Origin of the sequence: Albibacillus kandeliae (assembly GCF_003116585.1) — a bacterium.
Lineage (GTDB): Bacteria > Pseudomonadota > Alphaproteobacteria > Rhodobacterales > Rhodobacteraceae > Albibacillus > Albibacillus kandeliae.
This window is the reverse complement of sequence record NZ_QEHM01000006.1, coordinates 20,025-34,163: the sequence shown is the minus strand read 5'-3', so window position 1 is coordinate 34,163 and position 14,139 is coordinate 20,025. Positions and strand designations below refer to the sequence as shown.

Here is a 14,139-nt window from a genome sequence, read left to right as displayed (position 1 = left end):
GGACCCCATGAGCACAGCAAACGAGATAAGGCAGACCTTCTTCCAGGAATGCGACGAATTGCTGGAGGCGCTTGACGACGGTCTTTGCGAAATCGACGAAGGAATCGCTGACGAGTCCTTCGACCTGGAAACCGTCAACGCGGTGTTCCGGGCTGTTCATTCAATCAAGGGTGGCGCAGCCGCGTTTGGCCTCGATGCCCTCGTCCACTTTGCGCACCAATTCGAAACGGTCTTGGACGTGATGCGAGCAGGGGAACTGACACCCAACGATGACGTCATGAAGGTCTGTCATCGGGCGGCAGATCACCTGAGCGATCTAGTGGCTGCGGGCCGCGACAATGAGATAGTCGAGGGCGATCTCGGCACTGAAATCGCGGCGAAACTGAGCGGTCTAGTCGTAGGGTCGGAGAGCGCGAAACCGGATAATGACACTGAATCCGAAACTTTCGGATTCGTTCCGTTGGGCCTGCCGATTCCCACCAATACGGATGACGAAGACCAGGAGCTTGCGCTAAATCGCTTTTGTGTTCGGTTCACGCCTAGCGCAGGACTGTATACCAGTGGCAATGACACATCCCTCCTGTTTCGGGAACTCGCCGAACTAGGAGAACTCGAGGTAACCGCTGAAACAGATCGGCTTCCAGATCTGAAGAATGTCGATCCCGGAGAATCATATCTGTCCTGGGTTGTAATCCTACTGACCGAAGAGTCAGAGCAATCGCTGCGCGAAGTGTTCGAGTTTGTCGACGGTCTCTGTGAGTTGCAGATCAACCTCGATCTCGACGCGACGATGCCTGAGGGGTCACCAGACGCGACCAAAGATGTCGATGATGAAGCCCAGGCAAGCTCTGGCGTAGCGGCAGAAGAGAGCGATTCCCCGACAATGGTAGCTGCTTCGTCGCCTGATTCAGGAACAGAACGGGCCAAACCTGCGACTGGCCCGAAAGCAACGGTGAGGGTTAATCTCGATCTCGTCGACAGGTTGATCAACATGGTCGGGGAACTGGTTATCAATCAGGCAGTCCTGACACAGTGCATCAAGGACGCCGGGTTGTTGGATCGGGGAGAACTTTCAACGTCACTGGCGGAATTTCGAAATCTTGCCAGGGATATACAGGAAAGCGTGATGGCGATCCGGGCGCAATCGGTCAAACCGCTGTTCCAACGTATGGCGCGGATCGTGAGGGAGGCTTCCGAGCTCTCCGGTAAGGACGCCGATTTTCTGACCGAGGGCGAGACTACGGAAGTTGACAAGACGATTATTGAGCGTCTTGTCGATCCGCTGACGCACATGATCCGCAATGCTGTTGACCATGGCCTTGAACCGCCGGAGCAGCGCCGCGCCGCGGGGAAGGCGGAAACCGGTCACGTTAAACTTACCGCCGCGCATCGCTCTGGCCGGGTTCTGATCGAAGTGTCTGATGATGGAGCAGGGATCAATCGCGAGAAGGTCTTCCAGATTGCCGTGGAGAAAGGGCTGATCCCGGGGGACTCCATTCTCAAGGACGCGGAGATTGACAACCTTCTGTTTCTGCCTGGGTTTTCAACTGCCAAGGAAGTGTCGAACCTCTCTGGGCGGGGTGTCGGAATGGATGTGGTCCGGAGCGCGATCCAGAAGCTCGGCGGACGAGTAAGCATCTTCTCGCAACCGGGCAAGGGAACGACAATGTCGATAAGCCTTCCCCTCACGCTTGCGGTTCTTGACGGGATGGTCGTCGACGTTGCCGGGCAGACCATGGTCGTGCCGATCACCGCGATTGTCGAAACCCTGCGCCCCAAGGCGGAAGACATTCATCCACTAGGAGCGGATAATCAGGTTGTATCCGTCCGCAACAAGCTGGTGCCTGTAATCGACCTCGGCGTCGTTTTCGGACATCGTCGAACGCCCGCGCCGATTTCCGACATGGTGCTCTTGCTGGTCGAGTCGGACGGTTCCGAGAGTTGGGCGCTCGCAGTCGACCAGATTTTCGATCAGCGGCAGGTGGTGATCAAGGGGCTGGAAACCAACTATGGCCATGTTCCGGGCGTGGCCGCGGCGACAATCCTAGGGGACGGAAATATCGCGCTGATCATCGACCCGGAGGAAACCGCGCATCGTTCCGGCCCCGTTGCAGACGTTGGTGACCGGGCCAGATTGGAAGAGGTGTGACCATGGCTGAGACCCAGATTGCGGACTTCGGCCTGCGCGAATTGGTGACCTTTCGCGTCGGGCAGCAGGATTTCTGCATTGATATCATGATGGTACGAGAGATCAGGGGGTGGACCCCCGCGACCATTTTGCCCCATGCCCCTCCATTTGTTCTGGGGGTGATCAACTTGCGGGGGTCGATCGTCCCGATCGTGGACCTCTCTGCCCGGTTGGGTCTTCGCCCATCGGAACCGGATGATCGTCACGTCATCGTCATCGCGGTGGTCGGAACGCAGACAGTCGGGTTCCTTGTCAATGCGGTCGCGGACATCATCGGCATCAATCAGTCGGAGGTGCAACCGACGCCCGACGTCGCCTCTGACGCGACCCGCGCTTTCATCGAAGGTGTGATCGTGACCGAGGAACGCATGTTGCGCGTGATCGACATTAAGACCGTTTTGCCGAAGTCCATGGAGACGGCGGAGGCAGGATGACGGCACCGGGCGCAGAGGCATCGCGATTACCGGTGTCTGGCGACATCGAGTATTCGACCCGGGATTTCGAACGGATCGCGGACATGTTGAACGGCATCGCGGGTATCCACATGCCTGGCTCGAACGAGGCACTGGTTTTTTCGCGCCTGGCCAAACGGGTCCGGGGCCGTGGGTTCAGCCGGTTTTCGGATTACATCGCCCACATCGCCTCGGGGCAGGATCCTGCGGAGCGCGACGCCATGGTGGCGGCGCTGACAACCAATACGACGCGGTTTTTTCGCGAGGATTATCACTTTGAAACCTTCGCTCGGGATGTACTGCCAGGACTACGGGATCGCGCGACCGGTGGCGGGCGGGTTCGTCTCTGGTCTGCGGGGTGTTCCAGTGGAGAGGAACCCTACTCGCTCGCTTCGGTGGTATTGCGGCACTTTCCGGAGGTCGCGCGCCATGATGTCAGGATACTTGCCACCGACATCAATCGCGAAGTCCTGGCAACTGCGGAAGAGGGCATCTACCCGGCTTCGGCCGCGAGCGGGGTTCCTACCGACCACGCTCAATTGCTCTTCGAACCGGGAGCAAGGCCCGAGGCTGTGTCCGTTCGCCAGGAGGCGCGCGCCCTCATCAGTTTTCGCTACATGAACTTCATGGAGCCATGGCCAGTGCGGGGTCCCTTTGGCGCGATTTTCTGTCGTAACGTGATGATCTACATGCAGGAATCCACGCAGGCGCGCATCTGGGCTGCCTTGGCCAACCTTTTGGAACCCGGCGGATACCTGTTCATCGGCCATTCCGAAAGGATCGGGCCGGAGTTGCGAGATCAACTGGAACTCGTTGGAAAGACCACCTTTCGCCGCGTCTGATCCGGCGCGCAAACGGACAGAAAAAGGAATGTCATCATGGCTCTGAGAGACTCGCTTTCCATCCTGGTCGTCGATGACATGTCGACAAGCCGCAGCCTGATCATCATGGCGCTGGAAGAAATGGGCATCAAGAAGATCGACTTCAGCAAGGACGGGCCCTCGGCGCTGCAGTCCCTCGGGCAGCGTCCGGCGCACCTCGTGATTTCCGACTACAACATGCCGGGCATGGACGGGCTTCACCTCCTTCATGCGCTGCGGCAGGGAAAGACGACGCAGAAGATCGGTTTCATCCTCGTCAGTGGCCGGGTCGATCAGAAGATCCTGTCGACGGGTCGGCAGCTCGGGATGAACAACTTCATTCAGAAACCCTTTACCACGCCGCAGTTGAAGAACTGCATTCAGCAGGTTGTCGGGCCGCTGTGATCATGACGCCGCCACCGGCCCCACCTCAGCCGCTGGGCCAACTCTTGCGGCGGGTCGCGGACGAATTGCATGTGCTGCAAAGGGACGGCCGAGCATTGGAGGATGCGATCGGGCGCTCGATCCTGGGCGAGGAGCCCTCGACGCGGGAAACCCTGGAGAACCTGCAGGGTATCGACTTGATCGTGCAGACGCTGAATGAGCTCGGCGATTATGTCGGGGCGATGGGAGAAATGGTCGGGGATGCAGCGGTGCTGGATATGAGTGCGCCCCTTGCCCGGATCAGTCTGCGGGACCTTGCCCGTGCCCTCTCGGGGGGCGCGCGCCGGTCCATCGTGGACGAAGCCGGCAGAGTGACTGGGGAGGTGGACTTGTTTTGAGAGGAGGAAGCTCAATCAGATGAAAAATCGGTATAATTGCGGCGTCTGGGCTGCGGAAAGGGAGGTGTTCATGAAGTCAGGGTAAGGAGGCGTGCGCGTCAGCCGTTTCCGGTCTGTCGGGTTCCGTTGTTCGCTGCGCTTTGCAGTCTGTGAAACGGCGTAGGATGTGGGACTTGGGAGAGAGCTGAGAGGGTGTTGGCGTCAGTCAGCGTAATCCTCTAAAGGGACGCCGACGCCTCGCAAACGATCAGACAGGTCCGAGGGAGGGCCGCCGATCAACCAGAAGTGGCACTTTGCCGGCTGCTGTCCTGAGCACGGCGGCACTGCGGACGGTTGCTCGAACTGACAGTCGCTTCGTCGACAGCGGTTCGGTCAAAGGCTGCCTTACCAACCGCCGTTCCGCCGACTGTGGTTCCGCCAAAGGCAACCTTTCCAATCGGAGTTCCGCCGAAGGCAAATCTGCCCACCGCTGCTCCGCCAACGACTGCCTCGCCATGCGCCTCTCCGCACACAGATGGACCAACAAACACGACCCCACCAACCGCAACCCCACCAACCTCCTCGCCCCATCCAAGGGCCAAGGCGGCCAAGGGCTCCCTCAGCCGAAGGGATCCACCGGGTAGCCAACGCGCTTGAGGTAGAGCCCCTGCGGTGGGCAGACCGGGCCGCAGGCGGCGCGGTCGCGGGCGTCGAGGGCAGTTTGCACGTCGCCGGGGGACCATGCGCCTGCGCCGACACGTTCCAGGGTGCCGACGAAGCTGCGGACCTGGTTGTGCAGGAAGGAGCGTGCCCGGACGCGGAACCGGACCTCCGGGCCGGAGAGGCCCTCGGCGGCATAGACCGTCAGCTCGTCCAGCGTCTTCTCCGGGCTCGCGGCCTGGCAGATGGACGAGCGGAAGGTGGTGAAATCGTGCCGGCCGATCAGCAGGTCGGCCCCGGCCTGCATCGCGGCGATGTCGAGCGGGTTGTTCACGCGCCAGACCTGCCCGTGATCGTGGGTTTCCGGCGCGCGGCGCACGAGGATGCGGAACAGGTACTCGCGCTCGACGGCCGAGAACCGGGCGTGCCAGTCGTCCTCCACCCGGGCGCAGGCCACGATGGCGACCGGGTCGGGCTTGAGGTGAAAGTTCAGCGCCTCGGACAGGCGGAAGGGGTCCCACTCGCGCTCCATGTCGCAATGGGCGACCTGGCCCAGCCCGTGCACCCCGGCATCGGTCCGCCCGGCGGCGGCGATGGTATGGGCGCGCGGCTCGAGACGGGCGAGCGCGGCCTCGATGGCCCCCTGGACCGAGGGCTGGTCGGCCTGGCGCTGCCAACCGGCGAAGGGGGCGCCGTGATATTCGACTTTGAGAGCATAGCGTGGCATGGGTCGGCTCTAGCCTGCGCCACGTCGCGCGGCAAGTCCGGCGGGCGCGGGCCGCCACGCCGGGGCAAGGTAATGGCTGGTAACGCGGCGCGGGGCTGCCTATCTTGATCCGAAACCGGTATCGGGCAAGCGAACGGACGAGGCGGAAGATTGGTCATTTCATCACTTGCCGACGGGCTGATCCGCCGCGCCGACCAGGTGGGTGACCTGCTGTCGGGCTCGATGTTCGAGCCCACGGTGCGGCTTGGCGTCACCGGCCTCGCGCGGGCGGGCAAGACGGTTTTCATCACCTCGCTGATCGCCAACCTGATCGACCGGGGCCGCATGCCGGGCCTCGCGGCGGCGCAGGAGGGGCGCATCGAAGCGGCCTTTCTCCAGCCCCAGCCCGACGACACGGTGCCCCGGTTCGACTACGAGAACCACATCGCCGCCCTGACCGGCGCCGCGCCCCACTGGCCCGAGAGCACGCGCGCCGTTTCGGAACTGCGGCTCTCGCTCCGGGTCCGCCCCTCGGGCCTGCTGGCCGGGCTGCAGGGGCCGCGCACGGTGCATCTGGATATCGTCGACTACCCCGGCGAATGGCTGCTGGACCTGGCCCTGCTCGACAAATCCTATGCCGCCTGGTCCGAGGATACGCTGAAGCGCGTCGCGCCGCGCACCGAGGCGGCCGCCTTTCTCGCGCTCGCCGGGGCCGAGGACGCCACGCAGCCGCTGGACGAACCGCGCGCGCAGGCGCTGGCGCAGTCTTTCACGGCCTATCTCGAAGCCGCGCGCGCCGCGGGGCGGGCCGATCTGACGCCGGGTCGGTTCCTGCTGCCGGGCGATCTTGCGGGCTCGCCGGTGCTGACCTTCGCGCCGCTTCCGCCGCAATCGGGCGCCCCGCGCCGGTCGCTCTGGCGCGAGATGGAGCGCCGCTTCGAGGTCTACAAGTCCCGGGTGGTGCAGCCCTTCTTCCGCGATCACTTCGCGCGGATCGACCGGCAGGTGGTGCTGGTCGACCTGCTGGGCGCGCTGCACCGTGGGCCGGCGGCGGTGGCCGACACGCGCAAGGTGCTGGCCGAGATCCTCGGGGCCTTCCGACCCGGGCGCAACGCCTTCCTGTCACGCTTGCTGCGCGGGCGGCGGGTCGAGAAGATCCTCTTTGCCGCCACCAAGGCCGACCACCTGCACCACACCCAGCACCCGCGCCTGACCGCGCTGATGGAGACGCTGGTGCGCGACGCGACCGAGCGCGCCCGATTTGCCGGGGCCGAGACGGCGGCGCTCTCGCTGGCCGCCCTGCGGGCCACCACCGAGGAGACGCGCACCCACGACGGGCAGGAATTGCACATGGTGCGCGGACGCCTGCTCGACAGTGGCAAGGCGGCGGCCTTTTATCCCGGCGAGCTGCCGGAGAGCCCCTCGGCGCTGTTCGACAGCGGTCGCACCGGCTGGCTGGACGAAAGTTTCGAGGCGATGTCCTTTGCGCCGGCGGCGCTTACCCTGCGCCCCGGCGAGGGGCCGCCACATATCCGGCTGGACCGCGCAGCGCAGTTCTTGATCGGGGACCGGCTGTGAGGCTGCGGCTGCGCGATGCCCGCCTGACCGACGCGGTCGCGCTGGGCCGCATCCTGTGGCATACCCAGCGCGAGGCGGACTGGATGCCGCATCTCTACGGGCGGGTGGACTGCATCCGCTACTGCGCGGTGATGATTGCGCGGGGCTGGGTGCGGGTGGCCAGCGTCAACGGCGCGGTGCGCGGCTTTCTCGCCCGCGACGGCGAGGAGATCTGCGCGCTCTACCTCGACGCGCGGGCCAAGGGGCTCGGGATCGGCAAGCAGATGCTGGACGAGGCCAAGCAGGAGGCGCGGGCGCTGTGGCTGCGCTGTTCGCAGGACAATGGCGGGGCCCAGCGGTTCTACCTGCGCGAGGGCTTTGTCGAACACGCGCGCGGCGACGGGCGCGATCGGGCCGAACAGCTGCCCGACATCACCTACATCTGGGCCGGGGAGGCGTGTGCATGACCAAGGGGCCGGTGCTGATCGATCTGGAAGAGGAAGGGCAGGGCACCCACGTGGCCGAGGCGCCGCCGGTGCCCGACCTCGGGCTTCCCGCACCCGAGGGGCAGGCGATGCAGATGGCCGCACGCCTCGCCGCGCGCCGGCCCTCCCGTCTGACCCGGTGGTTCTGGGGCCTCGCGGGGGCGGGGCTGGGCGCGGTGGTCTCGGTGGCCGCGTGGAACTTCGTCACCGACCTGCTGCAGCGGGTGCCGGTGCTGGGCTGGCTCGTCACCGTGATCTTCACGGCGCTGCTCTTCGTCGCCCTGCTGATCGCGCTGCGCGAACTGGCGGCCTTCGCCCGGCTCGGGCGGATCGACTCGCTGCGGCGCGAGGCAGACGCGGCGCTTGCCGAGGACGACCTCAAGGCCGCGCGCGCGGTCTCGGACCGTCTGCTGGCATTCTATGCCCATCGCGAGGAAACCCGATGGGGGCGCGAGCGGCTGAAGGAGCGGGCGGCTGAACAGTTCGACGCCGCCGCCGTGCTGGCCCTCGCCGAGTCCGAGCTGCTGGCCCCCCTTGATGCCGCCGCGGTGCGCGAGGTGGAGGCCGCGGCGCGGCAGGTGGCGACGGTCACCGCGCTGGTGCCGCTGGCGCTGGCCGACGTGATCACCGCCCTGACGGCCTCGCTTCGGATGATCCGCCGCATCGCCGAGATCTACGGCGGGCGCTCGGGCTTTCTGGGCAGCTGGCGGCTGACACGGGCGGTGTTCACCCACCTCGTCGCCACCGGCGCAGTGGCTGTGGGGGACGATTTCCTCGAACCCATTCTCGGCGGCTCGCTGCTGACCAAGCTGTCGCGCCGTTTTGGCGAGGGGCTGGTCAACGGCGCGCTCTCGGCCCGTGTCGGCGTCGCCGCCATCGAGGTCTGCCGTCCGCTGCCCTTTACTTCGGTGCGCCGTCCCTCTGTGCGAACCATCGTGCGCCGGGCGCTTACGGGTCTGTTTTCCAAGGAAAAGGCCTGACATACTGCCACCCGTAGCGGCCGCGACCGGCGGCCAGCCAGCAGGGGGCGGTCGATGACGGATCACGGACACTCGCCGGAAGAGATCGCCGCGAGGATCGACGCGCCGCCCGGACGGGGCATCCTGCGCGACCTTGTCTACGGGGCCATCGACGGATCGGTCACCACCTTCGCCATCGTCGCCGGGGTGGCGGGGGCAGGGCTCTCGCCCTTCGTGATCGTGGCGCTGGGCTTTGCCAACGTGCTGGCCGACGGGTTTTCCATGGCCGCCAGCAACTACTCGGGCACCAAGGCCGATCAGGACAACCTGCGCCGCATCCGCGCCATCGAGACGCGGCACATCGCCAAGTACCCCGAGGGCGAGCGGGCCGAGGTGCTTGCCATCCTCGAACGCAAGGGGCTCTCGGGCACCGTGCTGGAGGAGGCCACGGACGAGATCACCTCGAACCGCGACAACTGGGTCGACCTGATGATCGAGGGCGAATACGGGCTGGGCGGGGTGGACCCGCACCCGATGCGGGCGGCCCTGGCGACTTTCGGCGCCTTTCTCGTCGCGGGAATGGTGCCGCTGGTGCCCTTCATCGCCTCGCTGCCGGGGCCCTTCACCATCTCGGCCTGGATGACCGGGTGCAGTTTCTTCGCCATCGGCGCGCTCAAGAGCATCTGGTCGCTCTCGCCCTGGTGGCGTTCGGGCCTCGAGACGCTGGGCATCGGCGGGGCCGCCGCCTCCATCGCCTACCTCGTCGGGACGCTGTTCAGCGCCTGAAAGGCCCGGTTCCCCGTGTATTTCGGGCCCCGGCCTGCTCTGGCGGACTTTACCCTGCGTGCCGGCGTGCCTATAACGCGCCCCATGAGCTACACGAGCCTCATTATCCGTCGAATTAGTATCCCGGCGCTCTGATCCACGAGCCGCCGGGCAAAGGTGTTCGAGCCCTCGCACCGACCGCACCAATTTCACGCCAGATCACCGACGAAGGACGCCACCGATGTGCGCCGACACACCTGAATACAAAGACACGCTGAACCTGCCCAAGACCGACTTCCCGATGCGCGCGGGCCTGCCCAAGCGCGAGCCCGAGTGGCTGGAGCGCTGGGCCAAGATCGGCGTCTACGACCGCCTGCGCGAGAAGGAGGGCCGCCCCTCCTTCGTGCTGCACGACGGTCCCCCCTATGCCAACGGCCACCTGCACATCGGCCACGCGCTGAACAAGACCATCAAGGACATGATCGTCCGCAGCCACCAGATGATGGGGTTCGACAGCCGTTACGTCCCCGGCTGGGATTGTCACGGTCTGCCCATCGAGTGGAAGATCGAGGAACAGTACCGCGCCCAGGGCAAGAACAAGGACGAGGTGCCGATCGTCGATTTCCGCCAGGAATGCCGCAAGTTCGCCGAGGGCTGGGTCGATATCCAGCGCGAGGAGTTCAAGCGCCTTGGCGTCACCGGCAACTGGGCCAACCCCTACCTGACGATGGACTTCCACGCCGAGGCGGTGATCGCCGACGAGTTCATGAAGTTCCTGATGAACGGCACCCTCTACCAGGGCTCCAAGCCGGTGATGTGGTCGCCGGTGGAAGAGACCGCGCTGGCCGAGGCCGAGGTCGAGTACCACGACAAGGAAAGCTTCACCATCTGGGTGAAGTTCAAGGTGGTTGAAAACCGCCCCGGCCTTGGCGCCGGGGCCTCTGGCGACGAGGTCCCGGGGCAGGCCCGGGACGCGGGTGATCTTCTGGGGGCCTACGTGGTGATCTGGACCACCACGCCCTGGACCATCCCGTCGAACAAGGCCGTCGTCTTCGGCGCGGACTATGCCTATGGCCTCTACGAGGTCACCGGCACGCCCGAGGAATGCTGGCTGAAGGTCGGCGAGAAATACCTGCTGGCCGACAAGCTGGCGGCGCAGACCTTTGCCAAGGCCCGTCTCGAGGACGGCCAGTGGACCCGCGTCCGCGACGTGCCCACCGAGGAACTGGCCGCCCTCGCGCTCCAGCACCCGCTGGCGGGCGCCGAAGGCGCAAACGGCGAATGGGACGATGTCCGCGACTTCCGCGCCGCGCCCTTCGTCACCGACGAGGAAGGCACCGGCTTCGTGCACTGCGCGCCCTCGCACGGGATGGAGGAATACGAGCTCTACCGCGATCTCGGGATGCTGGAGCAGGTCATCACCTACAACGTGATGGACGACGGCTCCTTCCGCGAGGACCTGCCGTTCTTCGGTGGCCGGCAGATCCTGCGCAACAAGGCCAAGAACGGCAGCTGGGAAGGCGACGCCAACAAGGCGGTCATGGACAAGCTGATCGAGGTCGGCGGCCTGCTGGCGCGCGGCAAGATCAAGCACAGCTACCCGCACTCCTGGCGCTCCAAGGCGCCGGTGATCTACCGCAACACACCGCAGTGGTTCGCCGCCATCGACCGCACGCTCGATGACGGCATGGGCAGCTACGGCAGCACCATCCGCGAACGGGCGCTGGCCTCGATCGACCAGCTGGTCAAGTTCACCCCGCAGACGGGGCGCAACCGCCTGCACTCGATGATGGAAACCCGTCCCGACTGGGTGCTCTCGCGCCAGCGCGCCTGGGGCGTGCCGCTGACCTGCTTCACCAAGGCAGGGGCGCTGCCGACCGACGCCGACTACCTGCTGCGCAACGCCGAGGTGAACGCACGCATCGTCGCCGCCTTCGAGGCCGAGGGCGCCGATGTCTGGTTCACCGAGGGCTTCAAGGCCAAGGTGCTCGACGGGATCGTCGACCCGGAGGCCTACGAGCAGGTCTTCGACGTGCTCGACGTCTGGTTCGACTCCGGTTCGACCCATGCCTTCGTTCTGCGCGACCGCGCGGACGGGACAGAGGACGGCATCGCCGACGTCTACATGGAAGGCACCGACCAGCACCGCGGCTGGTTCCACTCCTCCATGCTGCAGGGTTGCGGCACCAAGGGCCGCGCGCCCTACCGCAACGTGGTGACGCACGGCTTCACGCTGGACGAGAAGGGCAACAAGATGTCCAAATCGCTCGGCAACACCATCGTGCCCGAGGAAGTCATCAAGCAGTACGGCGCCGACATCCTGCGCCTCTGGGTGGCCCAGACCGACTACACCGCCGACCAGCGGATCGGGCCGGAGATCCTGAAGGGCGTCGCCGACAGCTACCGCCGCCTGCGCAACACCATGCGCTACATGCTCGGCTCGCTTGCGGACTTCACCGAGGCCGACCGCATCGAGGCATCCGAGATGCCCGAACTGGAGCGCTGGGTGCTGCACCGCCTTGCCGAACTCGATGAGGTGGTCAAGACGGGCTACAAGTCCTTCGACTTCCAGGGCGTGTTCAGCGCGGTGTTCAACTTCGCCACCGTCGAACTCTCGGCCTTCTACTTCGACATCCGCAAGGACGCGCTCTATTGCGACGGCGACACCACCCGCCGCCGGGCAGCGCGCACCGTGCTGGACCTGCTGTTCCACCGCCTGACCACCTGGCTGGCCCCGATCCTCGTCTTCACGATGGAAGAGGTCTGGCTGGAGCGCTTTCCGGGCGAGGACAGCTCGGTCCACATGGTCGACATGCCCGAGACGCCCGCCGCATGGCGTGACGACGCGCTTGCCGCCAAGTGGGCCGGTGTCCGCCGCGCCCGCCGCGTGGTGACCGCCGCGCTGGAAATCCAGCGGACCGAAAAGGTCATCGGCGCCTCGCTCGAAGCGGCTCCGGTGGTGCACGTCGAAGAGGCCGACCTGCTGGCGGCGCTGAAATCCATCGCCTTCGACGATATCTGCATCACCTCGGCCATCTACCTGACCGGCGACCCGATGCCGAACGATGCCTTCCGCCTGCCGGAAGTGCCGGGGGTCGGCGTGGTCTTCGAGAAGGCCGACGGAGACAAGTGCCAGCGCTGCTGGAAGATCCTTCCCGACGTCGGCACCCACAGCCACGCAGGCGTCTGCAACCGCTGCAACGACGCGCTGAGCTGAGATAGGGAAAGGGCCGGGGGGAAACCTCCGGCCTTTTTCGTGGGGGAGGGAGGGGCGTTCCGGAACAGGGCAGCGCCCTTGGCGCTCGGCGGCATGGGGCGCTGGGAGTCCATCGCAAAAAATCAAAGATCCGGCCCCTTGTCTTTTATTGCAAGGGGCAAATCCCGGTATTAGTGTTTCAATTGAATTACTAAGGAGAATTGCAATTGGGGTTTAGGGTTTCTTATCTTGCCAGCAAGGCATCTCCGGAAATACTCGCGGACCACTTGAGTTTGACGCTCGGCGAACCCGTAACTGAAATGCCAAGCGACGATTGGTGGATTGCCACGCTCAAAGAGAGTGGTTGGACATTGCTGTGGTCAGAAAGCGAAGACTTCGGTCAGAAGTCTGTTGGTCGAGTAGCTGAGCTTTCGAAGCAGTTTGACACGTATATCTGTGAAGTAAATGAAACGGTTATGTGGAGTTCGGCCGAACTCTGGAAAGATGGCCGGCAGGTTTGGAAGGTAACACACGCTGGTGATGGCGATGATATCTTTGATTTGTCGCAAACCGGTGCTCTGCCGGAAGGCTTTCCGGCCCTGAAACAAGAGCACATTTCTGCGCAACAGAACGATGGCGAGGGCGTCGACCACATATTCGATATCCCGCTCGATCTGGCCGCACTGGATTTTGGCTTCAGGCACGACCATTACCTGGAGCAAGGCGATGTCGAGGCCTTTCTTACCATTGCCAAGCCTCAGAAGAAGGGCCTCCTTTCCCGTATCTTCGGTCGCTAAGTCGTACCCCCGCATCGCCGACCATCACGGTCGGCAGACCATTCCGCCGCTACCTCTTGAACAGCAACTCCTGCGCCGACTTGTCCGGCAGGGTCTTGCGCAGCTCCGCGTGCAGCCCGCGTCCGGCCTGAACCCCGGGGCGGGCGGCCACGGTATCCAGCCAGCGGGCGAAATGCGGCTTGTCGTCGATCATCTGCTCCTGTCGTTTCCACAGGTGGGCCCAGGGCCAGATCGCCATGTCGGCGATGGAAAAGTCGTCGCCCGCGACGAAGGCGTGCTGCGACAATTGCTTGTCGAGGACACCGTAGAGCCGCGCCACCTCCTTGCGGTAGCGGTCCTTGGGGTAGGGCAGGTCCTGCGGTGGGTCCATCTCGGGGGCGTACTGGAGGAAGTGGTGGGCCTGACCCGCCATCGGGCCGACCCCGCCCATCTGCCACATCAGCCATTCGTCCACCGCGATGCGCTCGCGTTCGGTCTTGCCGTAGAACTTGCCGGTCTTGCGGGCGAGGTACTGCAGGATCGCACCGGACTCGAAGACCGAGATCGGCGCCCCGTCCGGCCCGTCGCGGTCGACGATGGCGGGCATCCGGTTGTTGGGCGAGATCGCGAGAAAATCCGGTGCGAACTGCTCGCCCTTCTGGATGTTCACCAGGTGGGTCTCGTAGTCGAGGCCCATCTCCTCGAGCGCGATGGAGATTTTCCAGCCGTTGGGCGTGGGCCAGAAGTATAGGTCAATGGTCATGAAAGCCTCCC

General features: G+C 64.7%; 13 protein-coding genes. 11 read left to right on the top strand and 2 right to left on the bottom strand.

Annotated elements, in window-relative coordinates:
- The first annotated feature begins 7 nt into the window (after window positions 1-7).
- The 5 genes from DDT93_RS13535 (at window position 8) to DDT93_RS13515 (ending at window position 4,282) form a co-directional block, all read left to right on the top strand.
- Window positions 8-2,149 carry a chemotaxis protein CheA gene (locus tag DDT93_RS13535; protein WP_109466390.1) on the top strand — a complete coding sequence of 714 codons (2,142 nt, stop codon included), beginning with the start codon at window positions 8-10 and terminating at the stop codon, window positions 2,147-2,149.
- A 2-nt stretch (window positions 2,150-2,151) separates the two neighbouring features.
- Window positions 2,152-2,622, top strand: a complete 471-nt coding sequence (locus DDT93_RS13530) for a chemotaxis protein CheW (RefSeq protein WP_109466389.1) — start codon at window positions 2,152-2,154, stop codon at window positions 2,620-2,622.
- Window positions 2,619-3,482 (top strand): CheR family methyltransferase, encoded by an 864-nt coding sequence (locus DDT93_RS13525; protein ID WP_109466388.1) that lies wholly within the window; start codon window positions 2,619-2,621, stop codon window positions 3,480-3,482. The genes DDT93_RS13530 and DDT93_RS13525 overlap by 4 nt, the downstream gene beginning before the upstream one ends.
- Before the next feature lie 36 nt (window positions 3,483-3,518).
- On the top strand, window positions 3,519-3,905 hold the full coding sequence (locus DDT93_RS13520) for a response regulator (RefSeq protein WP_109466387.1): 387 nt from the start codon (window positions 3,519-3,521) through the stop codon (window positions 3,903-3,905).
- A gap of 95 nt (window positions 3,906-4,000) precedes the next feature.
- Window positions 4,001-4,282, top strand: coding sequence for a hypothetical protein (locus DDT93_RS13515; RefSeq protein ID WP_157960173.1), 282 nt, complete (start codon window positions 4,001-4,003; stop codon window positions 4,280-4,282).
- A gap of 598 nt (window positions 4,283-4,880) precedes the next feature.
- On the opposite strand, the gene truA is transcribed toward DDT93_RS13515, so the two are convergent.
- Window positions 4,881-5,648: a tRNA pseudouridine(38-40) synthase TruA gene (gene truA / locus DDT93_RS13510; RefSeq protein WP_109466385.1), complete on the bottom strand. Its 768-nt coding sequence runs from the start codon at window positions 5,646-5,648 to the stop codon at window positions 4,881-4,883.
- Window positions 5,649-5,798: 150 nt separating this feature from the next.
- Here truA and DDT93_RS13505 point away from each other — a divergent pair, with 150 nt between their 5' ends.
- The 6 genes from DDT93_RS13505 (at window position 5,799) to DDT93_RS26520 (ending at window position 13,386) form a co-directional block, all read left to right on the top strand.
- A complete protein-coding gene (locus DDT93_RS13505) occupies window positions 5,799-7,205 on the top strand; it encodes a YcjX family GTP-binding protein (RefSeq protein ID WP_109466384.1) in 1,407 nt (468 codons plus the stop codon).
- Entirely contained in the window at window positions 7,202-7,651 is a 450-nt protein-coding gene (locus tag DDT93_RS13500; protein ID WP_109466383.1) for a GNAT family N-acetyltransferase, read from the top strand. The genes DDT93_RS13505 and DDT93_RS13500 overlap by 4 nt, the downstream gene beginning before the upstream one ends.
- Window positions 7,648-8,649, top strand: coding sequence for a YcjF family protein (locus tag DDT93_RS13495; RefSeq protein WP_109466382.1), 1,002 nt, complete (start codon window positions 7,648-7,650; stop codon window positions 8,647-8,649). Before DDT93_RS13500 ends, DDT93_RS13495 begins: the two co-directional genes overlap by 4 nt.
- Before the next feature lie 54 nt (window positions 8,650-8,703).
- A complete protein-coding gene (locus DDT93_RS13490) occupies window positions 8,704-9,414 on the top strand; it encodes a VIT1/CCC1 transporter family protein (RefSeq protein WP_109466381.1) in 711 nt (236 codons plus the stop codon).
- Window positions 9,415-9,634: 220 nt separating this feature from the next.
- On the top strand, window positions 9,635-12,610 hold the full coding sequence (gene ileS, locus DDT93_RS13485) for an isoleucine--tRNA ligase (protein ID WP_109466380.1): 2,976 nt from the start codon (window positions 9,635-9,637) through the stop codon (window positions 12,608-12,610).
- Between the two features lie 266 nt (window positions 12,611-12,876).
- A complete protein-coding gene (locus DDT93_RS26520) occupies window positions 12,877-13,386 on the top strand; it encodes a hypothetical protein (RefSeq protein ID WP_198654851.1) in 510 nt (169 codons plus the stop codon).
- A gap of 49 nt (window positions 13,387-13,435) precedes the next feature.
- Here DDT93_RS26520 and DDT93_RS13475 read toward each other — a convergent pair whose 3' ends face one another.
- Complete coding sequence (locus DDT93_RS13475) at window positions 13,436-14,128, bottom strand: glutathione S-transferase N-terminal domain-containing protein (RefSeq protein WP_109466378.1); 693 nt, start codon at window positions 14,126-14,128, stop codon at window positions 13,436-13,438.
- Window positions 14,129-14,139 lie beyond the last annotated feature (11 nt).